This is a genomic window from Mesorhizobium sp. WSM4836 (assembly GCF_055811815.1).
In genome coordinates this window covers 143,575-167,397 of the sequence record NZ_JBVVQF010000006.1, presented here as the reverse complement: position 1 = coordinate 167,397, position 23,823 = coordinate 143,575, and the positions used below count along the sequence as shown (strand labels likewise).

Genomic DNA, 23,823 nt, shown 5'->3' with positions numbered 1-23,823 from the left:
ATCTTGGAGTCGCGGGCAATGGCAGGGTTTCCGGAAAAGGCGAAGGTCGTCATCGTCGGGCTGGGCGGTATCGTCGGCGCGTCGGTCGCCCATCACCTGATCGAGCGCGGATGGGACGATATCGTCGGCATCGACAAATCGGGCATCCCGACGGATATCGGCTCGACGGCGCATGCCTCCGACTTCTGCTACACGACCAGCCATGATTTCCTGTCGTGCTGGACGACGCTCTATTCCATCGATTTCTACGAAAAGATGGGCCATTACGCGCGCATCGGCGGCCTCGAGGTCGCCCGCGTCGGCGACGACGCCCGCATGGCGGAGATCAAGCGCAAGATCGCCTCGGCGAAGGCCTTCGGCACACGCGCCCGCCTGATCGATCCCGCCGAGATCAAGGAAAAATTCCCGCTGATCGAAGAACAGATGGTGCAAGGCGGCCTGTGGGATCCCGATGCCGGCCTCGTCATCCCGCGCTCGCAGACAGTCGCCGGCAAGCTGGTCGACGAGGCGGAAGCCTCCGGCAAACTCAGGGCGTTTGCCAATACCTCGGCCAGGTCGCTCGTCATCGAGAACGGCCGCATCAAGGGCGTGGTGACCGACCGCGGCACCATCGAAGCCGACTATGTCGTGGTCTGCACCGGCATCTGGGGACGGCTGATTGCGGAAATGGCGGGCGAGGATCTGCCGGTCATGCCGATCGACCATCCGCTCACCTTTTTCGGGCCGTACAACGAGTTCGCCGGCACCGGGAAGGAGATCGGCTGGCCGCTGCTGCGCGACCAGGGCAACTCGGCTTACATGCGCGATACCGGCGATCCCAAGACCGCCGAAGGCGGGCAGATCGAATGGGGTTATTACGAAGAGACCAATCCGCGTCTTTGCCATCCGCGCGATATTCTCGAGAAAAATGAGGCACGGCTTTCGCCGTCGCAACGCGATCTCGACATGGAACAGATCATGGCGCCGCTCGAGCGCGCCATGGAACTGACGCCGATCCTGGGCGAGCTGGGCTACAATGAAAGCCACTCCTTCAACGGCCTGCTGCAGGTGACGGCGGACGGCGGCCCCTCGATGGGCGAAAGCCAGAAGGTCAGGGGGCTCTGGTATGCCGTTGCCATCTGGGTCAAGGACGGCCCCGGCATGGGCAAGCTCATTGCCGACTGGATGACGGACGGCCGCACGGCGATCGACCACCACGCCATCGACTATTCGCGTTTTTATCCGCACCAGACGAAAGAGCAGTTCATCTGGGACCGCTGCACCGAAACTGCGATGAAGGTCTACAACCCGGCGGTCCATCCGCGCGAACCCTTCTCCAAGGCCCGCAATGTCCGCCGTTCGCCCTTCTGGGAGCGCGAGAAGGAACTCGGCGGTTATTTCATGGAGCTCGGCGGCTGGGAGCGCGCCCATGGCTACGCCGCCAACGAGCATCTGCTCGAGAAATACGGCAACCGGGTGCCGGTGCGCCAAAACGAATGGGATAGCCGCCACTTCTGGCGCGTCTCGAACGCCGAGCATCTCGCGATGAGCGAGGATTGCGGCATCGTCAACCTGTCGCATTTCGCCATGTACGACGTCGAAGGTCCCGGTCATGTCGCGCTGATGGAATGGCTTTGCGCGGCCAAAATCGGCGGCGACGGCAATATCGGCAAGGGCATCTATACCCATTTCCTCGACCAGGAGGGTATGGTGCGTGCCGACCTGACCGTCATCCGCATGGCCGACCGCTGCCGTGTCATCGATGGCGCCGATGCCGGACCGCGCGACTTCCAGTACATGCGCCGGACGGCAGAAGACAAAGGCTTCGACGTCACCGTCACCGATGTGACCGAGAAATATGTGACGGTCGGCATCTGGGGTCCGAACGCGCGGGCGACATTGAGCAAGGTCGTGGAGAACCCCGACGGGCTGACGCCGGAGAATTTTCCCTTTGCCGCGATCAAGCCCGTCAGGATCGCCGGCAAGGACGTGACCGCCTTCCGCATCTCCTATGTCGGCGAGCAAGGCTGGGAACTGCACGTGCGCTACGAGGACGGCCTCGCTGTCTGGGACGCGCTGCGGTCGACCGGTGTGATGGCCTTTGGCGTCGAGACCTATGCCAACAGCCGCCGCATGGAGAAGAGCCTGCGCCTGCAAAACGCGGATCTGTTGACCGAATACAATCTGCTGGAAGCCGACCTTGCCCGCCCGAAGGTCAAGGAGGCCGATTTCTGCGGCAAGGCAAAGCATCTGGAATATCGCGCCCGGGCGCATCAGCCGGCCATGCTTTGCACGCTTATCATGACGGACAATACCGATTCCAACGGCGTCCCCCGCTATCCGGTCGGCACGATGCCGGTGATGGACCCGCAAACCGGTGAGACACTGGTCGATGAGCTCGGCCGCCGCTCCTTCACGACCTCGGTGGCCTATGGCCCTAGCATCGGTAAGAACATCGCGCTCGCCTACCTGCCCTGGGCGTATTGCCAGGAGGGCCGCAAGCTGAGTGTCGAATATTTCGGCGAGAAATACCCGGCCGAAGTGGCCGCCATCGGCTACAGACCGCTCTACGATCCGGAGAACCTCAATCCGCGCACCTGAGCATCGGGACGCGCTCGCAAAAACGTGACTGGAACAGCCGCGCTCTCCACCGGGCTTTCCTCTTTGTCGGCCGACTATTTTCGCTTACCGTGCGGCATGTCTGGTTTTGCCTATGCAAGACATCTCGTCTCGGGTGCCGCCGCGCTGGCCTCGGTGCTATGGCTGACTGCAAACTCTCGCGCTGCCGAGCTGGTCGATGTCGAACTGGTGCTGGCAGTCGACGTATCCTTGTCCATGTCGCCCGACGAGCTTGAAATCCAGCGTCACGGCTATGCGGCGGCGCTGACTCATGACGATGTGCTGCAGGCAATCGGCGAAGGCGCTCATGGCAAGATTGCCGTCACCTATGTCGAATGGGCAGGCGCGACCTGGCAGCAGATCGTTGTGCCGTGGACGGTGATCGCCAATCGCGCCGACGCCGAGCGGCTGGCAGCGCAGCTTTCCGCTCATCCGCCGGCCAGTGCCAGGCGCACCTCGATCTCCGGCGCCTTGGAATTCGCCAGCGATCTCTTTGCCGAAAGCGGCTTCCAGGGTGTCAAGCGGGTGATCGACATTTCGGGCGACGGCCCCAACAACCAGGGCGCACCTGTCGATATCACCCGCGAAGCCGTGATCAAGCAGGGCATTACCGTCAACGGCCTGCCGCTGATGACCAGGGGCGGGTTCAGCAGCGCTTATGATGTCAACAATCTCGACCGTTACTACAGCGACTGCGTCATCGGCGGGCCAGGCTCCTTCATGATCCCGGTCAATGACTGGACGCAGTTTCCGGAGGCCGTCCGCCGCAAGCTGGTGCTGGAGCTTGCCGGGCCGGCCTCGCCGCAGCGAGCGGCGGAAGAGGCGGCGCATCCGCCACTGGTGCTGGCACAGGACAGCCCCGTCACCGACTGCCTGGTCGGCGAAAAAATGTGGCGCGACCGCAGTTGGATGTACAACAGCCGCTAATGGCGAAGTTTGCTGCCGGCGGCCACATACCGCAGTGCAGCATCGGCTTCATTGACAAGCCTGCGGGCGTCTGTGACACAATTCCCATCCGAACAAAAAAGGGGAACCGACATGAACAGGATCGGAATTCTTGCCACAGGCTTGACGCTTGTCGCTGGGTTGTGCGCGCCGGCCATGGCCGCCACATCGGTCAGCATCGGCATCAGCGGATGGACGGGCTTTGCGCCGCTGACGCTCGCCAAGCAGGCCGGCATCTTCGAAAAGCATGGCCTCGACGTCACCTTGAAGAAGGTGCCGCAAGCCAGCCGGCCGCTTGCCATCGCCAGCGGAGACCTGCAATGTGCCGCCACCACGGTCGAGACCTGGCTGGTCTGGAATGCCAACGGCGTGACGACCAAGCAGATATTCCAGCTCGACAAATCCTACGGCGCCGACGGCATCGTCGCCCGCAACGACATCAAGACCGTTGCCGACCTCAAGGGTAAGTCGATTGCATCATCGGCGCCGGGCACGTCGCCCTATTTCATGCTGGCCTGGGTGCTCAACAAGAATGGCATGTCGACCAAGGACGTGAAGGTCGTCAATCTAGAGCCGGATGCGGCGGCGCAGGCGTTTCTTGCCGGACAGAACGATGCGGCAGTCACCTATGAGCCGTTCATCTCGGCAGTGCGCGAAAAGTCGGACCAGGGCCATATCCTCGTGACCACTCTCGACTATCCGATGGTGCTCGACACGGTCGGCTGCACGCCGGAGTTCCTTAAGGCCAATCCGGATGCGGCCAAGGCGCTTGCCGACAGCTATTTCGAGGCACTCGCCCTGATCAAGAGCGATCCGGAGAAATCCTATGAGACCATGGGCGCCGACGTGAAGCAGTCGGCCAAGGAGTTCGAAGAGTCGGCCAAATATCTGAAATGGGCGGACAAGGCCGAAAACAAGCAGTTCTTCACCAAGGAATTCCAGGACTTTTCCAAGACTGCCGGCGAGCTTCTGCTGCAGATGGGTCTGATCAAGGAAGCGCCCGACGTCTCGACATTGGCCGACACCAGCGCCGTCGCCGACTGACCGGCAGGATTGTCGCCCGGCGGCGGTGCCCTGCGCCGCCGCTTTTCATTCAGATCAAAGGACGGTTGACGATGCCGCGCCCCTTGCATCCGGTCTCGCCCGGCATTCGAACCGTGCTCGGCATCTCGTTCTTCGTGCTGTTCGTGGCGTTCTGGGCATGGATCACGCTTGGCGGCCACGTCAATCGCATATTCCTTGCCGATCCGCTGTCGATGGTGAGAGACGGCTGGCGGCTGCTGGTCGAGGACCGCTTCTGGCTCGACATCCTTATCACCATCTGGCGCGTCTTCGGCGGGTTTCTGATGGCGGCCATCGTGGCCGTGCCGCTCGGCATCGTGATGGGGGCCTGGAAGCCGGTGGAAGCGTTCCTAGAGCCGTTCGTCTCCTTCGCCCGCTATCTGCCGGCGTCGGCGTTCATCCCGCTACTCATCCTGTGGGCGGGCGTTGGCGAGCTCGAAAAACTGCTGGTGATCTTCGTCGGCTCGGTGTTCCAGATCATCCTGATCATCGCGGTCAAGGTCGGCGGCACACGGCGCGACCTGGTCGAGGCCGCCTATACGCTGGGCTCGTCCGACAACGGCATCGTGCGGCGCGTGATCATGCCGGCGAACGCGCCGGAGATTGCAGAGACGCTGCGGCTGGTGCTCGGCTGGGCCTGGACCTACGTCATCGTCGCCGAACTGATCGGCTCGTCGTCGGGCATCGGCTACATGATCATCAACAGCCAGTCGCGGCTGGCGACGGGGCAGATCATCTTCGGCATCATCGTCATCGGCCTGATCGGACTGCTGTCTGATTTCGCCTTCAAGGCGCTCAACCGCTGGCTGTTTCCGTGGAGCCTGGCGTGAGCAAGCTCCTCATTGAAGGCGTCTCGCGCACATTCGCCGGTGTCGGCGGCGGGCAGCCGGTCCAGGCGCTGATGCCGATCGATCTGGCGGTTGCCGCCAACGACTTCATCACCATCCTGGGGCCATCCGGCTGTGGAAAGTCGACGTTGCTCAGGATCGTCGCCGGCCTCGAAGCGCCGAGTGGGGGACGTGTTCTGCTCGACGGCAGGGTGGTGGATCGGCCGGGTCCAGACCGTGGCATGGTTTTCCAGTCGTATACGCTGTTCCCGTGGCTGACGGTCGCCGACAACATTGCCTTCGGCCTGCGCGAGCGCGGAATGGCAGAGCGCGAGCGCAGCGACATCGTCGCATCCTATGTCGATCTCGTCGGTCTGAGAGGTTTTGAGAACCATTGGCCGAAGCAGCTTTCCGGCGGCATGCAACAACGCACGGCGATTGCCCGGGCACTGGCCAACGATCCGGAGATCCTGCTGCTCGACGAGCCGTTCGGCGCACTCGACAACCAGACCCGCGGACTGATGCAGGAACTGCTCCTCGGCATCTGGGAGCGCCGGCAAAAGACGGTGCTGTTCGTCACCCACGACATAGAGGAGGCGATCTTCATGGCGTCGCGCGTCGTGGTGATGACGGCGCGGCCCGGCCGCATCAAGTCGGACGTTGTCGTCGACCTGCCGCATCCGCGCCATTACACGCTGAAGACCAGCCCGGAGTTTTCGGCACTGAAGGCGCGGCTGACGGAAGACATCCGCGTCGAGGCGATGCGCACGGCAGAAGCATTAAATTGATGCTTCTCCTACTCACCGTGCCGGATCAAGCCGCCAGAAGCTGCTTGCGGTCGACGCGTTCTTGTTGCGGCGAGCGGGCGTACAACTCGCGATAGCATTTGGAGAAATGCGAGGCGGAAACAAAGCCGCAGGCGACCGCCACTTCGACCACCGGTAACGACGACTGGATCAGCAGGTGCCGGGCGCGGTCGAGGCGGATCTCCAGATAATAACGGGCAGGGGAGCGCCCCATCTCGGTGCGGAACAGGCGCTCGATCTGCCGTCGCGACAGGTCGACATGGTCAGCGATCTCGATCAGCGAGAGCGGCTCGGAAAGATTGGCCTCCATCAGCTCGATAATGGTCAGCACCTTGGAATTCTGCACGCCAAGGCGGGCGCGCAGCGGCAGGCGCTGGCGGTCGGTCGGGCTGCGCACGCGATCGGTCAGCACCTGCTCGCAGACGCGGTTAACGAGGCTTTCGTCGAAATCGTCGCCGATCAGCTTCAGCATCATGTCGAGCGCGGCGGTGCCGCCGGCGCAGGTGTAGATGTTCTGGTCGACCTCGAAGAGGTCCGCGAACACATTGGCCTTGGGGAACGCCTCGGAAAAGCCCGGCAGGTTCTCCCAATGGATGGCGCAGCGTTTGTTGGACAGCAGGCCGGCGGCGGCCAGGATGTGCGCGCCGGTGCACAGGCCGCCGACGGCAACGCCGCGATTGTACTCCTCGCGCAACCAGGCAAAGGCCGATTTGTTCTGGTAGCGCTCGACATTGATGCCGCTGCAGACGATGGCCATGTTCGGCCGGTCCGGTCCGGACATTTTCTTGCGCTCTTCCTCCAGCGAGGTGTTGACGGCGCATTCGACGCCGTTCGAGGCGCGCACCGGCTTACCGTCGATGCTGGCGAGCCGCCAGCGATAGGCTTCATAGCCGAGCATGCGGTTGGCCGAACGCAACGGATCGAGCGCCGTTGCGAAGGCGATCATGGTGAAATCGGGGACCAGAAAGAATACAAACGATCGCCGGATGGGGTGCTTTACGACGTTCACGGGTAGATCCTCACGCTGCAATGGCGCGAACAGGATGTCGCGATCAGCATAGCGACATCAGGAAAAACGTTTCCTGTCAATTGGCTAGACCGCAACGGAAAGACTTTATTTGCGACATGGGTCGCAAATGGGCAATCACTGTGCGGCGAAGGACACAACATGCCGCCGGATCGACCAAACGAGCCGACGCAGTCTGGGCACACGAAAACGCCGCCTCGGCAAAGCCGAAGCGGCGCTGGATCGACGTCGAAGCAGCGCTAGCCTGCTTCCGCCAAGACGTGCTGCCTCAGGCGACAAAGCCGAGGCGCGCGGCAGCCATGGCGCCGGTCTGGCCGGGCATGGTGTTGGCCAGGCGCTGGCGCTCCAGCGCGGTCGTCAGGTTCATTTCGCGGCGGGCAAAGAGGCGGGCAAAAAGCTTCATGATCATCTCCATTCGGTTGCTCAGACGGGTCGCCTTCGCTTGATGGAGTGGGGCAGCTCGTTTGTTGATGATGATATAGGCTTACGTCAGGGGAAACTAAATCGCAAAAGCGAAGCACTTGATATGAAAAGCGACACGGAATGCGACAAATTTGGGCATTCTGCCCAGGATTTTCGATTATTTACAATGTGTTGATTGCAAGCGCGGGGTGCTATGCGACTTGCTCATATGCGGCATGCGACGGCGACATGGCACGGGAAAATCATTTGAATACAAACAAAAAGGCCTGCCGGGCTGATCTGCGCGGCAGGCCTTCAGCTGTTGATACACACGGTTTACTTTGCTCCAGCCCAAGATCCCACACCATGGCGAGTGCCGGTCTTGGCATCGGCAGCTTCGGGCCAGCCGATGTCCTTCTGCAGTTCAATCGGCAGCGCGTGGATGGCGCGTTCAGTCTGGTAGCGGGCACGGGCCTCGCTGAACTCGGTCGCGATCCGACCGATGGATGACAGGATAGACATCTCATTCTCCTTCGCGTTGGGCCGGGATTATCCCGGCGCTTGCAGCGTCAGGCGATACACCCGGTTTGTTTCAGCTTCATTTCGTGTCGATTGCAGGTCCGTGTCATGGTTGTTTCGGGACCACTTCGACGCGTCCTGCCTTCGATGGAGTTGACTATCCTCCCAAACTGATGTTCAATCAAACGAAATGGAATGATGGTTTGCATCAGAAAAATTGAAGGTCGCCTCCCATGAACGCCCCACTCAATCATCCGCTGCCGCTGCTCGATCTCGACGTTCTGCGCACTTTCGTCGCAATCGCCGAGACCGGCAGCTTCACCACTGCGGCCAATGCGGTCTTCCGCACGCCGTCGGCCGTTTCCATGCAGATCAAGAAGCTGGAGGACATCCTCGGCCGCTCGGTGTTCGTGCGCGACGCCCGTTCGGTGACGCTGACCACCGATGGCGAGATGCTGCTCGGCTATGCGCGCCGGCTGCTGTCGATCAATCGCGAGGTGGTGTCGAAGTTCATCATTCCAGACATTGTCGGGGTGGTGCGACTCGGCTCGCCGGACGATTACGGCGAACGTGTGCTGCCGCATGTGCTGAAGCGGTTCGCACAATCGCATCCATCGATCGCGGTCGACGTCACAATCGACCAGAGCGTCAATTTGCGCCGGCGCATGGATGATCGGGCACTCGATATCACGCTGCTCACCAACTCCTACAAGACCAGCGCGATCGGTGCTGAAGTGCTACTCACCGAGCCGATCGTCTGGGCCGGTGCCAAGGGCGGTTGCGCGCATCTGCGCGAGCCCCTGCCGGTCTCATTGTGGGAAGAGGGCTGTGCCTGGCGGGCAGGGGCATTGGAGGCGCTTGGCCGCGAGGGCCGCAACTACCGTATCGCCTATATGAGCGCGCACACGGCCGGCCAGCGCGCCGCGATCATGGCCGATCTTGCGGTCGCCCCGCTGCCGAAATCGTTCCTCGGCAGCGACATGGTCGAGCTGTGCCCGAAGGACGGCATGCCTGATATCGGCACCTATAACCTCGCCATGGTGGTGACGCCGGACGCCAGCGCGCCGGTAAAGGCAGTCGCCGACCATATCCGCGCGACGTTCGAGATGTTCAGGGAAACTGGGAAGTTCTGACCCAAACTATGACCTGAGCGGCGCAACCAGATCGCGAGGGGTTCCGTCGCGGTCTGTCCTCTGCAGCGACAACTCTCCTGCCTTGGCATGATAACTGTCGGATTCGTTGGTCAAGAAGGCCACTATACTGTCACGCGCGCGCCGCGCCTCCGGCATGTCGATCAACGGCCACACATGGAACATGCCCTGCTCATGGACGACCTCAATTTCGACGCCGGCGGCGCGTGCCTTTTCCGCGAAAACCAGATTGTCGGGGGTGAGCAGGTCGCGTGAACCGGTCAGCAGCAGCGTTTTGGGCAGAACCGATAAGTCGCCGTAAACCGGGCTGATGCGCCAGTCGGTGGGATCTATGCCGGCGCTGTAAAGCCGGATCGCCTCGCGCCCGCCGGCAATGCCCAGCCACGGATCGTTGCGTTCAGCCTCATACATTTCTGGATTGGCGAGCGACACGTCGAGGCCGGGCGAAATCAGCACGTGGCGTGATGGCAAGGGCAGGCCGTCTTGCGCAGCCATCATGGTCAGCACGACGGCCATGTTTCCGCCGGCGGAATCGCCCATGAAGATGATGTCATCCGCCCTGGTTTCGCCGAACATCTGGCGGTAGACGGCGCCGACCATACCGAACATGGCGTGAAAATCGTCTTCGGGAGCAATGGGATAGATCGGCACGGTGATACCGAACCCGAGGCGGTCGGCCATGTCGGCGATCAGCCGCCAATGGTAGGGCGTAATTTCAAAGACGTAAGCGCCGCCGTGCAGGTACAGAATCCGTCTGCGCTCACCAGCCTTGGGCGCGATCTCGTAGACGGGAAAGCCGTTGATCGTGCGGGTTGTGATCTCCAGGCGCGCCCTCAGCGGCGCGGGCGGCTGATGGTTTTCCGTCTTGCGCGCGTAGGCGATCCAGCGCTGCAGGTTCTCGGGGCTGGAAAACGCCTTCTTGCGGCTGTACCTGAGGATGAACGACACGACGTGGCTTTTGAGACTGGGCATGCAGATACACGGACTTCGGCTGAGCCGACTAAGAGAACCCCCGACCATTTCGAAGATTGTGTCGCCACCAAAAAAGTCAAGATTTATGCAATCTCAACACGTTGGTTTGATCCCAGCCGGCGACAAACCGTCCGGTCCATGAAGTCGCTGGCCCACCCGGGCCGCTCAGCTCGCGGCAGCAACGTGGCGTGCAGCCGATTGTCGGATAGGGTCAAGGCCACATACCGACCCTGGCGTGTGCCGAGCAGCTTGCATTTGTCGGCGAAGGTCATCAGCGCGCCGAACCCAGCAGCAGGGCCGCCAGCTTGGCCTGCGGATCATCGCGCTGCGACACGGGCCAGCCGATATCCTTCTGGATTTCGGACGGCAGGCTGTTGAGTGCGCGGATCGACTTGCTTCTGCTGTGTGCATGCTTGATGGCCGCGCCATAGCGGCCGAGCGTTCCAAACATCGACATCTTGATCTCCCCTGGAGTGTTGCGGCAACGGAAATTGCTTCTCGCTGCCGTTCGATGCCAGCTAAATGCTCCGTCCCTGTATCTGCGAGATTTCACGAAGGCGCAGTTTCGTTTCCAGATAGGCGCGATTTGGAAACATTTGCATACAAATGAAATCCGAGCGGAATGCCGTTGTCGACACCTGGATGACTGTCGCGGTGGCAAGAACATGTGACCGATCCGCTGGTTTACAGCGCCCGGCGTTGTTAGTGTCTTGATCCCATAGACGAGAGGTTGTGATGGGCAGCGCCGACGCAATCAGTGAAGTGCCGTATGCACTAGGTCATTCCGAGTTGGAACTGCAGCGCCTCAGTGCCCAGGCGCGCCTCATAGATCCGATCACGCGACGGTTTTTCATGGAGGCTGGAATTGCTCCCGGAATGCGCGTGCTCGACGTCGGTTCGGGCGCTGGTGATGTCGCCATCCTGCTTGCCGATTTGGTCGGCCCGACGGGAAAGGTTGTCGGAATGGATACTTCCGCCACGGCGCTCGACGTTGCCCGGCGTCGGTCGCCGCGCTCGGATTGAACAATGTGACGTTCGATATGGGTGATCTGACGCAGATGCATCCGGCGCAGCCCGTCGACGCAATTGTCGGCCGCTACGTCCTGCAGTTCATGGCTGATCCTGCAGCCGCATTGGCCCAACTGAAGACCCATTTGCTTCCTGGCGGCATCATCGTCTTCCACGAGTTGGATTGGGCTGGCGCGCGCTCGGTGCCACCTGCGCCGCTCTACGACCGCTGCTGTGCGCTGTGCGCCGAAACCATTCGCCGTCTCGGTGCCGAAACCGGCATGGGTCCGAAATTGCAGGCCGCATTTGTGAAAGCCGGTATTCGTCCACCATCGATGCGACTTGAATCCGTTGTCGGTGCGGGCCTGGCGGATGCAGACAAGCTCGATCTTGTCGCTGATCTTGTGCGGACGCTGCTACCAGACATGGAGCGTCTCGGAATCGTCACCAAAGACGAGATCGATACCAAAACCCTGTCGGCAAGAATGCTCGACGAGGTCGTTTCACTCGGAAGCGTGGTCATCGGGCGGGCGGAAACCGGTGCGTGGTCGCGCATCTGATTGGGTCTCAAGCCGTCCGGCGTTTCTTCACCCCCGGCCGCGCCGCGCGGCGTGGCCTTCCCGCGAACGCCGCCGCGGGGCAGCGTCGCCGGCAATGCCGTCTTCGCTCACCGTCTTGCGCGGCGGCAGTTTCACCGCCGCCGAGAGCTTTGGGAACGGGTCGATCTTGTTCGGGAGCGCCATGGCATAAACGAAATGTTCCTGGAATTTCGGCTCCAGCGCCGTCTCGATCTTCTCGATCTTACTAACGGTTTCCTCGATCTCGCGGCGATAGCCACGGTTCAACAGCGCCATGCGGGCGCCGGCGCCGGCCGCATTGCCAACGGCCGAGACCTTGTCGAGGTCGCAATCCGGGATCAGGCCCAGCACCATTGCGTATTTCGGGTCGATGAACGAGCCGAATGCGCCGGCGAAGTGGATGCGGTCGACATAATCGGTGTGCTGCTTTTCCATCAAAAGCTTGGTGCCGGCATAAAGGGCGGCTTTGGCAAGCTGGATAGCGCGCACATCAGTCTGGGTGATGGTGATCTTCGGCTCGCCTTCCTTCAGCACATAGGAGAAGGTGCGGCCGTTGGCGATGACGCGAGGCGAGCGGCCGCTCAGCGATCCATCGACGACGCCGTCCTCGGAGATAATGCCGGCGAGGTACATCTCGGCGACCACCTCGATGATGCCGGAGCCGCAAATGCCGGTGACGCCGGTCGCCTGCACGCTGTCGAGGAAGCCCGGCTCGTCGGACCAGAGTTCCGAACCGATGACGCGGTATTTAGGCTCCAGTGTTTCGGGATCGATACGGACGCGCTCGATGGCACCCGGTGCGGCGCGCTGGCCACCGGAGATTTCCGCACCCTCGAAGGCTGGGCCGGTTGGCGACGAGGCCGCCACGACCCGCTGGCGATTGCCGAGCACGATCTCGGCATTGGTGCCGACATCGACGATCAGCATCATCTCGTCCTGGCGGTGCGGGCCTTCCGACAGCGTCACGGCGGCCGCGTCGGCGCCGACATGGCCGGCAATGCAAGGCAGCATATAAAGCCTGGCGCCCTGGTTGAGCTTCAGGCCGATATCCGATGCCTTGATGTGCACGGCGCCAGAGACGGCAAGCGCGAAGGGGGCGCCGCCGAGCTCGGTCGGATCGATGCCGAGGAACAGGTGATGCATGATCGGATTGCCGACGAAGACGGAATCCAGGATGTCGTTGCGCTGAACATTGCCTTCGGCGCAGACCTTGTCGACAAGACCCGAAATGGCCTCGCGTACGGCGACCGTCATGCCTTCGCGCCCATCCGGGTTCATCATCACGTACGAAACACGGCTCATCAGATCCTCGCCGAAGCGGATCTGTGGATTGGATGTGCCCGACGAGGCGGCAACGCGGCCCGACAGCAACGACACCAGATGCATGGCGATCGTGGTCGAGCCGATATCGCAGGCAAGCCCGTACGCCTCGTTCTTGAGGCCGGGCCACAAAGCGATGACCCGTGCGGTCTCGCTATCGGTGTCCTTGTGGATGGCGGCGGTCGCGGTCCAGTTGCCTTTGCGCAAAATGCCTTGCACCTGCGGCAACAGATGGAAATCGAAATCGAGGCTCTTGAGGCCCCAGTCCTTCATCAGCGCGATCTTCAGGCGGTCGAGGTCGCCGAGCGGCTTGTGCATGTCGGGTTCTTCGATCTCGACATAGCACATGCGGATTGCCGCATCGCGGGCAATGACCCTGGTGTCGGCATCCTTGCGGATGGTCTGCGCGTTGATGACGGTGTCCTGCGGCACGTCGACGACGAGATCGCCGAGGATCTGTGCCGAGCAGGACAGGCGGCGCCGCTCGGGCAGGCCGCGCACGCGCTCGTAGCGCTCTTCCTTGGCGCCCTTGGGCGAGAGGTGATCGTTGGAGGAAACGATCTTGTGCTTGGCGAAATTCCCTTCCTGCACCTCGACCTGGCAACGCCCGCAAGTGGCACGCCCGCCGCACACGCTCTCGACATAGACACCGAGCTGGCGCGCGGCATCCAGCACCGGCGTGCCGACCGGAAACCGCCCGCGCTTGCCCGACGGCATGAACAGCACGAGCGGATCGGTGATGTTGACGGGAGAGTTCATACGTTCCAGACTTTACTTTCTACGCTGCTCGGGACTTGGCCACGGCAGCGATGCCGCTGTGTTTCGGTTCCTCCCCAGTCCTAGGCCCCATATCGTGTCGGCCAAGCCATGGCTCAACCCCGTGCCATCCGCGCTTCGCGGCCGCCGCGCCTGCGTCCGCCATTGCCATTGCCGTCGCCCGGCGCGTTGACCTGTGTCCGGGCGGCAACGGCCTGGCCGCCTTCGGCAGGCTTGTAGTCCTTGTAGGTCCTGATCCAGTTGGTACAGTTCTCATCGGTGCCGTTCAGCACGTTGGCGCCGCGCACCGCTTCCATTTCCTGCGGCCGCACCGGATTCATGATCGCCGAGGTCATGCCGGCGCCGATCACCATCGGGATGAAGGCGGCGTTGATGCCGTGACGGTGCGGCAGGCCGAACGAGATGTTGGAGAGGCCGCAGGTGGTGTTGACCTTGAGCTCTTCGCGCAGCCGGCGCAGCAGGGCAAATACCTGGCGGCCGGCATCGCCCAGCGCGCCGATCGGCATGACCAGCGGGTCGACGACCACATCATGCGCCGGAATGCCGAAGTCGGCACAGCGCTGAACGATCTTCTTGGCCACGGCAAAGCGCACATCGGGGTCCATCGAAATACCGGTCTCGTCGTTGGAGATGGCGACGACCGGAACATTGTATTTCTTGATCAGCGGCAGGATGGCTTCGAGCTTTTCCTCCTCGCCGGTGACGGAATTGACCAGCGGCCGGCCTTTGGCGACCTTCAGCGCCGCTTCGATTGCCGCAGTCACGGAGGAGTCGATCGACAACGGCAGGTCGACCAGGCCTTGCACGATCTCCAGCGTCTGCACCAGCAGCGCCGGCTCGGTGGCGTTAGGATCGACTGCGGTGACCCCGGCATTGACGTCGAGCATGGTCGCCCCGCAGGCGGCCTGCTCCAGCGCATCCTTGATGACGGTCTCAAAATTGCCCGCGATCATTTCGGCGGCCAGCTTTTTGCGGCCCGTCGGATTGATGCGCTCGCCGATCACGCAGAAGGGCTGATCGAAGCCGATGATGATTTCTCGTGTCGCCGAGGCGACGATGGTCCGGGTCATGAAATCTCTCCGTCGTGATATAAAGAGTTCTTTATATCGTTATCTGTTTCTGATCAAGCGAATGCTGACGATTCGCGCCGTCAATGCGCAGTCTTGACCATGTCGACCTGGGTTTCGGTGAGGTCGTCATGCAGTATGTGGTCGAGCCGGTCGGCAACGAGCTGGTCGTCGCGGCGGATTTCGCGCTTCCACGGCCGGCGGCCCTTCAGCACGCCGGATTCGTCGACGATCTCGGCGACGTATTCTTCCTGGCGATAGGCCATCACATGGACGCCGGACACACCGGGAATTTCCTTCACCTCATTGATGATGTCGATGCAGAGCTGCTTGCCTTCCTTCTTCTGATCCTGGGCGCCTTCCAGGCGCTTGACGATCTGATCGGGAATGTGAATGCCCGGCACGTTGGATCGGATCCATTTGGCCGTCTTGGCCGAGGCCAGCGGCCCGACGCCGCACAGGATGAAGCATTTCTCGGTATAGCCGAGATCGCGGACCTTCTGCATGTAGTCGCGGAACATCGGTACGTCGAAGCAGTACTGGCTCTGCACGAACTGCGCGCCGGCGGCGATCTTCTTGCCAAGCCGATAGGGCCGGAAATCGATCGGCGGCGCGAACGGGTTAATGGCCGCGCCAAGGAAAAGCTGCGGCGGCGTCGTGAGTTTGCGACCGGACAGGAATCTTCCGTTGTCGCGCATGATACGGCAGGTTTCGAGCAGCGACATGCAGTCGAGATCGAACACCGGCTTGGCGCCGGGCTGGTCGCCGGCCTGCACGCCGTCGCCGGTCAGGCAGAGCATGTTGGCGACACCCATCGCTGCACCCCCAAGCACGTCGCCTTGGATGGCGATGCGGTTCCGGTCGCGGCAGGCGATCTGCATGATCGGGGCATAGCCCATGCGGGTCAGCAGCGCGCAGATGCCGACCGACGACATGTGGCAGTTGGCGCCGGAAGCGTCGACGGCATTGATGGCGTCGACCCAGCCGTCGAAAATCCTGGCGCGGTTGTAGACGTCTTCCGGATCGGCGCTGTCGGGCGGATTGAGCTCGGTCGTGACTGCGAACTCGCCGCGTCGCAGAACCCGCTCAAGCCGGCCGCGGGAGGTGTGGCCGGGCAGGGGATCGAGCGGCAAATGGATGCCGGCCGGATTCTCGTCTAGCTGGCGGCCGATCATGCCGATGCTCCGGTGTTCGTAGTATTCTGGGCCGCATTGCGGGCGGCCGCGGCCTGCGCGGTGACCCGCAGCCAGGCGGAGGTTTCGCGCAAGGACTGATCCACCGGCTTCTGCACGTCAAAAATCTTGTCGCCATGCACCATATTCTGCGAGCCTTCCCAGGCCTTGACCCAGACGCAAGGCATGTCAGGCTCGACCTCGCAATTGCCGTTCGCTCGGACACCGCCGCAAGGGCCGTTGCGCAATTGCTTGGGGCAGTTCATCGGGCACGACATGCCGGTCGAGGAAAGGATGCACTGGCCGCACATGCGGCAGTCGAACATGAAGCCCTTGACGCGCTTTTCGACAAACTTCACCGGCCCTTCGACACGGCTGTAGCCGATGCCCTTCCATAGTGGGTGGAGAGCCAGGAACATGTCGGCGAACCTGGCGTAGAACCATTCAAGGAGCCGCGAGTGCCGCACCGACCAAAGCCGCACCGCAAACGAGCGCTGCACGCGCCGCTGCGGCGACACGTCGGCCGGCTTGTAGTCGGATTTCGGTGCCGCCTTCTTGACGATGGTCGCCTGGGTCACGCCGGCTTGAGCCGTCGTCGCCGGCATTGATTGGGGATCAGACATTTTCTTTGCCGCCCGCCTTGACCAGAGCGACCAGCCGCTCACGGTCGTACTTCGCATCAAGTTCCTGAAGGGCCTTCTCGGCCTCGACTTCAAGATCGTCACCGACTGGGATGGGCTCTGCCTTGCGCCATTCGGCAAGATAGTCGTCGGTGCCGCCGGCGCCGGTGCGCATGGCGCACATGTCGATCGCCTCGGTGAAGCGCAACGGCAGTTCGCGTTTGGCGTTCTGCCGGCCCTTCTTGACGATGACCTGGGCGGGGATGTCGCGCCAGTAGACGACGATCAGATCGGCCATGAATTCCTGCTCCTGCAGAGCGCCGCGCGTCCAATCGAACGCACAAACGATGCTCTACCACCTAACTCCGCTGCATCGCTCCGTCCGAAGATCGATTCCGATCTTTTGGGCCGGTGCAGTGGTTTCGAGCATTGCCGGAAGCGTTGTTGGGCTGCTTGTTATGGGACGACGCGGGCGCCTTCAAAAGCGACGCAATCGGCGGCCGCGGCTGAAAGCGGACTTTCTTCCAGCGCTGGTCAGCCGGCGCGGCCATCGAAGCTGCCGACCAGCTTCCTGTGGAAGCGCACGTAACCTCGTTCGGTCGTGCGTAAATGCTCCGCGACGATCTCATGGAAGCGCGGCAGGCGATGGAAGGGAACGGCCGGATAGGAATGGTGCTCCGAATGGTACGGCATGTTCCAAGCGACGAAGCGCACCAGCCTTGTAGTGAAGGTGGTGCGAGTGTTCTCGAGCATGTTGGTGACATGCGGGCACATCGCATGTTCGGCCAGCAGGTAGGCCCGCAAAAACGGCTGTCCGACCAGCACCGGCAGGATCCAGACCCACAACGGCAGCTCGGACTGCGCGGCTAGCGATGCGGCCAGCAACACCGCATAGCCGATCAGGAACAGCCGCGCTTCGGCAACCACCTTGCCGCGACCCTTTTCCGGCACGAAGCCGTCGCGATTGCGGCCGGCCGCATTGGTTGCGATCACGCGAGCCATGCCTATCCAATAGGGGCCGCCGGACAGATAGAGCAGATATTGGCCGATGGTCTCCGGCTTCGGCGCCATCAGTTCGGGGTCGTTTTCCCGGTCGTGTGTATGGCGGTGATGGGCGAAATGGAAATAGCGGAACCATGCCGGCGGCAGCAGGATTAGAAAGCCGGCCACGGCGGCAACAGCGCGATTGAGCCACGCCGTCCTGAACGCCGTTTCATGGATGGTCTCGTGCAACGGCGTGAAGAAGAAGACGATCAGGATTCCCTGCGGCAAGACGAGAAGCGGCCAGAATGGGATGCGGGCAGCGATCAGCGCGCCCAGCAGGATAACCAGCCCGCCATGGCCGGCCAGCCGGACAATGCCTGGCCCGTCAAGCCTGGCGGTGAGGTCGCGACGGTCCTCGACCGAAAGACCGGCAATGATGGTGCGGTGGTCGATGTCGCTCATGATGCAATGTTAGCGGCAGGTGGCCGTCCGGTAAATCGGCGCGTCACCAGACGCCGTTCCTTATCCCGGTCCAGCCTTGCCGCTGCGCCCGCCCGAGAAGCAATTGCTTTTTGGATTCAGGGGTTTCGAGGATGACGCTGACAGGCGCGAGGTGGTCGGCGATGGCGTTGACGATCGCCCAGATATGCGGGCCGCCTTCGGTGACGACGACGATCGGCCGTTGGTTTGTTTTCGACCGTGCCATGCTTCGCGACCCTACAAAGACCTGTTCTTTGCGCGCGAATGCAAGATCGGCCGGGTTAACCCTTGGTGATCGGAGGGCTCAGCGCTTGAATTCGAGGATGTCGAGCTTCGATTCGTAGTAGGGCGCCGGGAACTCGATGCGCCATTCGCTGGCGCTGTTGCGGAAGGCATAGCCGACCTGGTCGCTTTCCGGGCCGCTGCCGTAGGGCTTTGCCGGATTGTCGTTGACGTAGAAGGAACCGAGATAGACCGCGCGTTTCTCGCCATCGTCGAAGAAGCGGCCCTTGGTGCGCTGCGAGCCGGTGATCTTTTCCAGTCTCCAGCCGGAACCGTCGTCGCTCACCTTGCATTTGAACCAGCCATAGATGACGAGCGGGCTCAATCCGCCGGCCTTCATGGTGCGGCATTGCCAATTGCCGGTCAGGTCCGTATCGGAAAAAGAAACCAGCGGCTTTGCCAGCAAGGCGTCGAGCTGCTTGACCTCGGCGGGATCGCCGGCCTTCGCCTCGTCAAGCGCTGCCTTGCGCGTCTCGCCATATTTGTCGAGCCGCGCCTTGTCGGCGGCGGTTATCAGCTTCTGCACCTCGCCATCGGCGAACGCGGGCAGGGCAAAGCAGAAGACAACTGCTGCGGCAGTGATGAGGCGAGCGATCATCGGTGGCGTTTCCCTTTTGATGGCTGGAGCAGCCTGTTTTCTTGTCTGGCGCATACCTTAATGTTTCGCCGCGCTCTGTCATCCGTGCTTGAGCATCGACGGCAGAAAGGAGGTGGAAAGAATGCGGATCTTGCTGACGGGATCGTCCGGTTGGCTGGGCCTGGCCTTGGCGCCACGCCTGCGGACTCTCGGCCATGACGTCACCGGCCTCGATCCCGTCCCATCCTCGGAAACGCCAATCGTCGGCTCAGTCGCCGATCGCGACCTGGTCATGAGGGCGGTCGAGGAGAACCGCATCGAGGCCATCATCCATAGCGGCGCGCTGCACAAGCCCGACATCGAACGTCATCGCAACGAGGATTTCGTCGAGACGAATGTGCGCGGCACGCTCAACCTGCTCGACGCGGCGGCTGCATTCGGCGTTCAGCGTTTCGTCTTCACGTCGACGACATCGCTGATGATTTCCCAAACCATCCGCACCGGCCTCACCGGCGGGGCGCGCAAGGCGGCATGGCTGACGGAAGACATGTCGCCTGAACCGCGCAACATCTATGGCGTCACCAAGCTTTCAGCCGAACACCTCTGCCAGCTCTATCATTTGCAGTTCGGCCTGCCGGTGGTCGTGTTGCGCACCGCCCGGTTTTTTCCAGAGGCAGACGACATGGCGCATGTGATCGAACAGTCGGACGCCAACACCAAGGCCAATGAGCTTTTGTTCCGCCGGCTGACGGTAGAGGATGCGGCCGACGCCCACATCGCTGCCCTGGAGAAAGCGCCGCAATTGGGCTTCGACATCTTCATCATCTCAGCACCGACGCCATTTCAGCCCGATGATTGCGGGGCATTGATCGCCGACGCACCGTCGGTTGTCGCACGCTATTTTCCGGATTATCCGGCACTCTACGCGAAGAAAGGCTGGACGATGTTTTCGTCGATCGACCGGGTCTACGACGCGTCGCGAGCGAGGGACCGGCTGGGTTTCGTCTGCAAGACGAGCTTTGCCGATGTGCTCGCAGGGCTCGAAGCTGACGAAGGCTTTGCCTAGAAATATCGTCAAGCCTGGATTGCAGCGCGGGCCAGTTCCTTTGTCAGGTCACCATAGCCGGTCGAGCGCCGCTCATAAGCGAGGCCGAGCATTTTCGCCGCCTTTTCGGCGACCTTGTCGAGTTCCGGGTCGTCGGTCTGAGCGATATAGATCAGCTTCTCGTAGTTGCCGAAATAGTCCTTGATCAGCTCCGGGTGCTTGTCGAGGCCGAGCGGCTTCATGAAGAATGCATCGAATTGCCGGCAGAGGAAATCGGTCATGTAGAACGACATCATGTCGTCATCGGCGACCTTCGCATAGGCATCCATGCCCTGGTAGAAGGCAAAGCAATGCGGCCCGGCCATACGCTCGACGCCATGCTTCTCGCAGATCCGATCGAGCAGGCCACCCGTGCCGCAATCGGCATAACCGACGAAGATGTGTTTGTAGCCGTCCACCTTGGCCTTGGCGATTGCCTTGTCCATGGCCGGCGCGATGCGGTCCGGATAGAAATGGAACTCCGCCGGCAGGCAGGTCAGGTCGAGATGGTCGAGCCCGAGCTGCTCCTTGACCGCCAGAACTTCGCGCGCAATCATCCCGCAGGCGATGACGAGCAGCCTGTCACCTTGATCTGATCGTTGTTTTCGCGCGGTAGTCATGGAACCAGTCTAATCGATCTTCGTTGCTGTCCAGCGAATTTATTTGCTGAGGGAGACACCATTCATGAAATTGTTCCGCGGTGCGCCAATCGCTATTCTCGCCTGCGCCTTGGCTGTTTCAGCCTGCGCCAACACGGTGCGCGGCGTCGGTAAGGATCTCAAATCCACTGCGAAGGCGGTTGACGATACCGTCAAGAAACCCTGATCTGCACGATTTCAAACATTTGGGAATAAAAAAGCCGCACTGCAAGGCGCGGCTTTTTTCGTCGGTGCCGAATTTGTTAGCTCAAGCCGAAGCGCGGACGTTGTGCTTGCGCTTCATGAAGTCCTTGGCGGTCTCGACCGCCACCGCGGCGTCGCGGCAATAGGCGTCGGCGCCGACGGCTTTGCCGAATTCCTCGTTGAGCGGTGCGCCGCCGACCAGCACGACATAGTCGTCGCGAATGCCCTTTTCCTTCATCGTATCGATGACGACCTTCATGTAAGGCATGGTCGTCGTGAGCAGCGCCGACATGCCGATGATGTCGGGCTGGTGCTTTTCGATGGCATCGAGATATTTTTCGACCGCATTGTTGATGCCAAGATCGATGACGTCGAAGCCGGCACCTTCCATCATCATGCCGACCAGGTTCTTGCCGATGTCGTGGATGTCACCCTTGACGGTGCCGATCACCATCTTGCCCTGCTTCGGTGCGCCAGTGGCGACAAGCAGCGGACGCAGAATGAACATGCCGGCCTTCATCGCGTTGGCCGACAGCAGCACTTCGGGAACGAACAGGATGCCGTCGCGAAAGTCCTCGCCGACGATGCGCATGCCTTCGACCAGAGCCTCGGTCAAAACCTTGTAAGGCTGCCAGCCGCGCTCGAGAAGGATGTTGGTGCCTTCCTCGATCTCTTCCTTCAGCCCGTCGTAAAGATCGTCGTGCATCTGCTGCACCAATTCGTCGTCGGAGAGTTCCGAAAGGATGATCTCGTCGTCGGCCATTTTTTCTCAGGCTCCTTGCCGGCTACAACTATTGCGGCAGCTTAAAAATATCGCGTCAATACCTAACCTGCGCGGGCCGGTTGTCCATAGCTGATTTGCGACTTCCCGCAAAACGAAAGCGACCGTAAATCTCCTGGAATTCTTGTCGATTTTGCGACAGGCGTTGGCGCTGGCGGGCCGTTTCGAATAGGGTGCATGGCTACGATCCGGCCAGAGACCGCAATATGCGGCCGCAAACGGATTTCAGGCCGGTACAAGAGCCCGGCCGGAGTAAATCAGGCCAGAACGAAAGCCAGGGAAGAACGATCATGAGTGAGAACGCGCCGGTCGATCAGGAAGCGTCAAACGCACGGCGCGGGCGCGCTGCCAGCGGTGGCGCCGCAGCCCGACGGGCTGCGCGTTCGGGCGGCGGCCCCGGCACACAGCTCACCTATATCAAGCGCAAGATCAACGTTTATGAAGTGCTGGACGAGGAAGGGCTGGCGCTGATCGAAAAGAACACCGACACTGTGCTCGAAGAGATCGGCATCATCTTCCGCGACGACGCCGAGGCACTGCAGCTTTGGAAAGAGGCGGGCGCCGACGTCAAGGGCGAGCGGGTGCATTTCCCCAAGGGCCTCTGCCGCTCGCTATTGAAGACCGCTCCGTCCGTCTATACCCAGCACGCCCGCAACAGCGAGCGCTCGGTGCAGATCGGCGGCAACGCGACAGTGCTCGCGCCGGTCTATGGACCGCCCTTCGTGCGCGATCTCGACGGCGTCAGGCGCTATGCGACGATCGAGGATTTCCGGAATTTCGTGAAACTCGCCTATATGGCTCCGTCGATCCACCATTCCGGCGGCACGGTTTGCGAGCCGGTCGACGTGCCGGTCAACAAGCGCCATCTCGACATGGTCTACAGCCATATCAAATATTCGGACAAGCCGTTCATGGGTTCGGTGACGGCACCCGAGCGCGCTGAAGATACGGTGGCAATGGCCAAGATCGTGTTCGGCGACGATTTTGTCGAGAACAACACGGTGCTGACCAGCCTGATCAACGCCAACTCGCCGATGGTCTTCGACGAGACCATGCTGGGGGCGCTGAAAGTTTATTCGCGCCACAACCAGGCCTGCATCGTCACGCCGTTCATCCTTGCCGGAGCGATGAGCCCGGTGACTGTCGCCGGCACGCTGACGCAGGTCCTGGCCGAAGTGTTGGCCGGGGCCTCGTTCACACAGCTGATCCGTCCGGGCGCGCCGGTGCTGTTCGGCACCTTCGCCTCGTCGATCTCGATGCAGTCGGGCGCGCCGACCTTCGGCACGCCGGAGCCGTCGCTGGTCTCCTATGGCGCTGCACAGCTTGCCCGCAGGCTCGGCCTGCCGTTCCGCACCGGCGGTTCGCTCTGTGCCTCAAAAATCCCCGATGCGCAGGCCGCCTATGAGAGCGCCAACACGCTGAACTCGACGATCCTCGCCGGCACCAACTTCGTGCTGCATTCGGCCGGCTGGCTCGAGGGCGGTCTCGCCTCCTGCTACGAAAAGTTCATGATGGATATCGACCAGCTCGGCATGACGCAGAAGTTCTCCGAGGGTGTCGACCTGTCGGAAAACGGTCAGGCGATGGATGCCATCCGCCAGGTCGGCCCAGGCAGCCATTACCTCGGCTGCGATCACACCCAGGCCAATTTCCAGACCGCGTTCTACCGTTCCAACATCGCCGACAACAATTCCTACGAGCAGTGGCTGGCCGAAGGCGAAAAAACCGCGCCGCAGCGCGCGAACGAGCTCGCCCGCCGCTGGCTCGAGAGCTACGAGGCGCCTTATCTCGACCCGGGCATCGACGACGGGCTGAAGGACTTCATCGCCAGGAAGAAGGCGTCGATGGCCGACGCCTTCACCTGAAGGGAGCCCGAATCAGGCGGGGCTAAAGTCGCCAACATCATCCACAAGGAAGTCTGGCGGAGCGCCTTCTCCGACCC

The 23,823-nt window shown here is 61.8% G+C and carries 25 protein-coding genes and 1 pseudogene; 11 read left to right on the top strand and 15 right to left on the bottom strand.

Annotated features, from left to right (window positions below; all coding sequences use genetic code 11):
• Positions 1-18: 18 nt before the first annotated feature.
• From AC0L2P_RS10320 to AC0L2P_RS10300, 5 genes are all read left to right on the top strand, one after another.
• A complete protein-coding gene (locus tag AC0L2P_RS10320) occupies positions 19-2,580 on the top strand; it encodes a GcvT family protein (RefSeq protein ID WP_473501116.1) in 2,562 nt (853 codons plus the stop codon).
• 96 nt (positions 2,581-2,676) lie between these two features.
• Entirely contained in the window at positions 2,677-3,525 is an 849-nt protein-coding gene (locus tag AC0L2P_RS10315; protein ID WP_473501184.1) for a DUF1194 domain-containing protein, read from the top strand.
• Positions 3,526-3,636: 111 nt separating this feature from the next.
• Positions 3,637-4,587 (top strand): ABC transporter substrate-binding protein, encoded by a 951-nt coding sequence (locus AC0L2P_RS10310; RefSeq protein WP_473501115.1) that lies wholly within the window; start codon positions 3,637-3,639, stop codon positions 4,585-4,587.
• Between the two features lie 71 nt (positions 4,588-4,658).
• A complete protein-coding gene (locus AC0L2P_RS10305) occupies positions 4,659-5,435 on the top strand; it encodes an ABC transporter permease (RefSeq protein ID WP_023676527.1) in 777 nt (258 codons plus the stop codon).
• On the top strand, positions 5,432-6,220 hold the full coding sequence (locus tag AC0L2P_RS10300; RefSeq protein WP_473501114.1) for an ABC transporter ATP-binding protein: 789 nt from the start codon (positions 5,432-5,434) through the stop codon (positions 6,218-6,220). The genes AC0L2P_RS10305 and AC0L2P_RS10300 overlap by 4 nt, the downstream gene beginning before the upstream one ends.
• A 25-nt stretch (positions 6,221-6,245) precedes the next feature.
• Here AC0L2P_RS10300 and AC0L2P_RS10295 read toward each other — a convergent pair whose 3' ends face one another.
• The 3 genes from AC0L2P_RS10295 to AC0L2P_RS10285 form a co-directional block, all read right to left on the bottom strand.
• Complete coding sequence (locus AC0L2P_RS10295; RefSeq protein ID WP_473501183.1) at positions 6,246-7,184, bottom strand: GlxA family transcriptional regulator; 939 nt, start codon at positions 7,182-7,184, stop codon at positions 6,246-6,248.
• Positions 7,185-7,533: 349 nt separating this feature from the next.
• Entirely contained in the window at positions 7,534-7,668 is a 135-nt protein-coding gene (locus AC0L2P_RS10290) for a hypothetical protein (protein WP_013894968.1), read from the bottom strand.
• A 335-nt stretch (positions 7,669-8,003) separates the two neighbouring features.
• Complete coding sequence (locus AC0L2P_RS10285) at positions 8,004-8,189, bottom strand: hypothetical protein (RefSeq protein ID WP_473501113.1); 186 nt, start codon at positions 8,187-8,189, stop codon at positions 8,004-8,006.
• Between the two features lie 230 nt (positions 8,190-8,419).
• Between AC0L2P_RS10285 and AC0L2P_RS10280 the strand changes: the two genes are divergently transcribed.
• Positions 8,420-9,319, top strand: coding sequence for a LysR substrate-binding domain-containing protein (locus AC0L2P_RS10280; RefSeq protein ID WP_473501112.1), 900 nt, complete (start codon positions 8,420-8,422; stop codon positions 9,317-9,319).
• A gap of 6 nt (positions 9,320-9,325) precedes the next feature.
• On the opposite strand, the gene AC0L2P_RS10275 is transcribed toward AC0L2P_RS10280, so the two are convergent.
• Positions 9,326-10,309: an alpha/beta hydrolase gene (locus AC0L2P_RS10275; protein ID WP_473501111.1), complete on the bottom strand. Its 984-nt coding sequence runs from the start codon at positions 10,307-10,309 to the stop codon at positions 9,326-9,328.
• Between the two features lie 271 nt (positions 10,310-10,580).
• Positions 10,581-10,766, bottom strand: a complete 186-nt coding sequence (locus AC0L2P_RS10270) for a hypothetical protein (RefSeq protein WP_473501110.1) — start codon at positions 10,764-10,766, stop codon at positions 10,581-10,583.
• A gap of 278 nt (positions 10,767-11,044) precedes the next feature.
• On the opposite strand from AC0L2P_RS10270, the gene AC0L2P_RS10265 reads away from it, so the two are divergent.
• On the top strand, positions 11,045-11,332 hold the full coding sequence (locus AC0L2P_RS10265; protein WP_473501109.1) for a methyltransferase domain-containing protein: 288 nt from the start codon (positions 11,045-11,047) through the stop codon (positions 11,330-11,332).
• A pseudogene (locus AC0L2P_RS10260) lies at positions 11,323-11,877 on the top strand (class I SAM-dependent methyltransferase); the annotation flags it as partial. The gene AC0L2P_RS10265 and the pseudogene AC0L2P_RS10260, both read left to right, overlap by 10 nt.
• A gap of 27 nt (positions 11,878-11,904) precedes the next feature.
• Here the strand turns inward: AC0L2P_RS10260 and AC0L2P_RS10255 are convergent.
• The 8 genes from AC0L2P_RS10255 to AC0L2P_RS10220 form a co-directional block, all read right to left on the bottom strand.
• Complete coding sequence (locus tag AC0L2P_RS10255; RefSeq protein ID WP_473501108.1) at positions 11,905-13,974, bottom strand: ASKHA domain-containing protein; 2,070 nt, start codon at positions 13,972-13,974, stop codon at positions 11,905-11,907.
• A 113-nt stretch (positions 13,975-14,087) separates the two neighbouring features.
• Complete coding sequence (locus AC0L2P_RS10250) at positions 14,088-15,062, bottom strand: methyltetrahydrofolate cobalamin methyltransferase (protein WP_023676516.1); 975 nt, start codon at positions 15,060-15,062, stop codon at positions 14,088-14,090.
• An 80-nt stretch (positions 15,063-15,142) separates the two neighbouring features.
• On the bottom strand, positions 15,143-16,234 hold the full coding sequence (locus AC0L2P_RS10245; protein WP_473501107.1) for a methylenetetrahydrofolate reductase: 1,092 nt from the start codon (positions 16,232-16,234) through the stop codon (positions 15,143-15,145).
• Positions 16,231-16,854 carry a methylenetetrahydrofolate reductase C-terminal domain-containing protein gene (locus AC0L2P_RS10240; protein ID WP_473501106.1) on the bottom strand — a complete coding sequence of 208 codons (624 nt, stop codon included), beginning with the start codon at positions 16,852-16,854 and terminating at the stop codon, positions 16,231-16,233. Before AC0L2P_RS10240 ends, AC0L2P_RS10245 begins: the two co-directional genes overlap by 4 nt.
• Positions 16,847-17,149, bottom strand: a complete 303-nt coding sequence (locus tag AC0L2P_RS10235; RefSeq protein WP_473501105.1) for a virulence factor — start codon at positions 17,147-17,149, stop codon at positions 16,847-16,849. The genes AC0L2P_RS10240 and AC0L2P_RS10235 overlap by 8 nt, the downstream gene beginning before the upstream one ends.
• Before the next feature lie 236 nt (positions 17,150-17,385).
• Positions 17,386-18,297 (bottom strand): fatty acid desaturase, encoded by a 912-nt coding sequence (locus AC0L2P_RS10230; RefSeq protein WP_473501104.1) that lies wholly within the window; start codon positions 18,295-18,297, stop codon positions 17,386-17,388.
• Between the two features lie 43 nt (positions 18,298-18,340).
• A complete protein-coding gene (locus AC0L2P_RS10225; protein ID WP_473501103.1) occupies positions 18,341-18,541 on the bottom strand; it encodes a hypothetical protein in 201 nt (66 codons plus the stop codon).
• Between the two features lie 78 nt (positions 18,542-18,619).
• Positions 18,620-19,195, bottom strand: coding sequence for a DUF4893 domain-containing protein (locus AC0L2P_RS10220; RefSeq protein ID WP_473501102.1), 576 nt, complete (start codon positions 19,193-19,195; stop codon positions 18,620-18,622).
• A 121-nt stretch (positions 19,196-19,316) separates the two neighbouring features.
• Here AC0L2P_RS10220 and AC0L2P_RS10215 point away from each other — a divergent pair, with 121 nt between their 5' ends.
• Positions 19,317-20,240, top strand: coding sequence for an NAD-dependent epimerase/dehydratase family protein (locus tag AC0L2P_RS10215; RefSeq protein ID WP_473501101.1), 924 nt, complete (start codon positions 19,317-19,319; stop codon positions 20,238-20,240).
• A gap of 8 nt (positions 20,241-20,248) precedes the next feature.
• Here the strand turns inward: AC0L2P_RS10215 and AC0L2P_RS10210 are convergent, their stop codons facing one another.
• Positions 20,249-20,878, bottom strand: a complete 630-nt coding sequence (locus tag AC0L2P_RS10210) for a DUF1638 domain-containing protein (protein ID WP_473501100.1) — start codon at positions 20,876-20,878, stop codon at positions 20,249-20,251.
• A gap of 64 nt (positions 20,879-20,942) precedes the next feature.
• On the opposite strand from AC0L2P_RS10210, the gene AC0L2P_RS10205 reads away from it, so the two are divergent.
• Positions 20,943-21,083, top strand: a complete 141-nt coding sequence (locus AC0L2P_RS10205; protein ID WP_473501099.1) for an EncA/B family entericidin — start codon at positions 20,943-20,945, stop codon at positions 21,081-21,083.
• An 81-nt stretch (positions 21,084-21,164) separates the two neighbouring features.
• Here AC0L2P_RS10205 and AC0L2P_RS10200 read toward each other — a convergent pair whose 3' ends face one another.
• Complete coding sequence (locus tag AC0L2P_RS10200) at positions 21,165-21,863, bottom strand: corrinoid protein (RefSeq protein ID WP_473501098.1); 699 nt, start codon at positions 21,861-21,863, stop codon at positions 21,165-21,167.
• A 308-nt stretch (positions 21,864-22,171) separates the two neighbouring features.
• On the opposite strand from AC0L2P_RS10200, the gene AC0L2P_RS10195 reads away from it, so the two are divergent.
• Positions 22,172-23,746, top strand: a complete 1,575-nt coding sequence (locus AC0L2P_RS10195) for a trimethylamine methyltransferase family protein (RefSeq protein ID WP_473501097.1) — start codon at positions 22,172-22,174, stop codon at positions 23,744-23,746.
• Positions 23,747-23,823: the final 77 nt, after the last annotated feature.